The sequence below is a fragment of the Nocardia sp. NPDC060220 genome (genome assembly GCF_042727815.1).
In the GTDB taxonomy this organism is placed as follows: Bacteria; Actinomycetota; Actinomycetes; order Mycobacteriales; family Mycobacteriaceae; genus Nocardia.
Map to the genome: position 1 here is coordinate 1 of NZ_JBHWZY010001351.1, position 1,146 is coordinate 1,146.

The 1,146-nt window shown below is 69.6% G+C and carries 2 protein-coding genes; one reads left to right on the forward strand and one right to left on the reverse strand.

What is annotated here, in order from left to right; genetic code table 11:
* Nucleotides 1-695, reverse strand: a 695-nt coding sequence (locus tag ACFWF3_RS36695; protein ID WP_379318832.1) for a hypothetical protein, incomplete at its 3' end; no start/stop codon positions are given.
* A 206-nt stretch (nucleotides 696-901) separates the two neighbouring features.
* Here ACFWF3_RS36695 and ACFWF3_RS36700 point away from each other — a divergent pair.
* Nucleotides 902-1,146: lysophospholipid acyltransferase family protein (locus ACFWF3_RS36700; RefSeq protein ID WP_379318834.1), on the forward strand; the 245-nt coding region annotated here is incomplete at its 3' end.

The window sequence follows — 1,146 nt, forward strand, 5'->3', positions numbered from 1 at the left end:
GCTACGGGGTTGCCGGTGCCCTCGGGATCCCAGCTCGCGGGCGAGGCCTTGCAGGTCAGCGGATGGTCTGCTTCGATATCTGCCGCGTTGAGTGGTTTGCCGGTGGCGCGGGCGAGGTAGCGGCGCACGGTGTGGCGCGCGTCGGCGTCGTCGTAACCGGGCTCGACGCCCGCCGCGGACACCCGTCCGCAGGCATATCCGGATGCCACGGATTCGCGGTCGACGGTGACGGTGACGGTTCGGTTACGCCAGGTCACGGTATCGGCGGTCGCGGTGCCCGGCGTGGCCAGGGCGGCCAGCACCGCGTGGGGATCGGCGTACATCTCGGCGACGGTGGCAGGCGGGATGGTCCAGCAGTTGTCCTGGAGTTCTTTCACCGTGCCGGTCTGTAGGTCGGCGGCCCAGCGGCGCACGGCGGTGACGGCGTCGGCGTGGCCCGCGACCGCGCCGACCTGGGGTGCGTCGGCGGGGAGCGGGCTGTTCGGCGCCGGTTCGCCGGGTGCGATGGCCTGGGTCGCCGTGGTCGTCGGCGCCGCGGCGGCCGTGGTCGACGCGGTAGTGGTCGTCTCGACCGGATCGCCCGGGATCCCCGATACCGAATCGCACCCGGCGACCAGAGCCGCGGCGACGGTCAGGCCCGTGACCAGCGCGTAGGCGCGGTGCGGGCGGGTCAGGGCAAGCTGGGCGCGTTCCACTACGACGTTCCTCGATTCCTAGGTCGTGGCACCCGCCTGTGACGACGGCGGGGGAGTGACTGTCGGGGCGAGCGGACTCGCCGGGGTGTAGACCGGTGTGCGCGAAGCGGATTCGCTGCGCGGGCGAACGCCGCGATTCTACGGTGACGGCCCGCGCCGATGGCACCCCTGCCGATGCGGAGATCTACGACTACGCTTGCGTACTTGTGGAACCCCTCTACTTCTCGATCATCGGCGTGGCCCGAACCCTGTTCTTCCTCGAAGGTCTGAAGTTCACTGTCAAGGGGGCGGAAAACATCCCCGCCACCGGCGGCGCCGTGCTGGCGGTCAACCACACCGGTTATATGGACTTCACCTACGCGGGTCTGCCTGTGCGCACCCCCCGTCGCTACATCAGGTTCATGGCCAAGCAGGAAGTGTTCGACAACAACATCTCCGGCCCGATCATGCG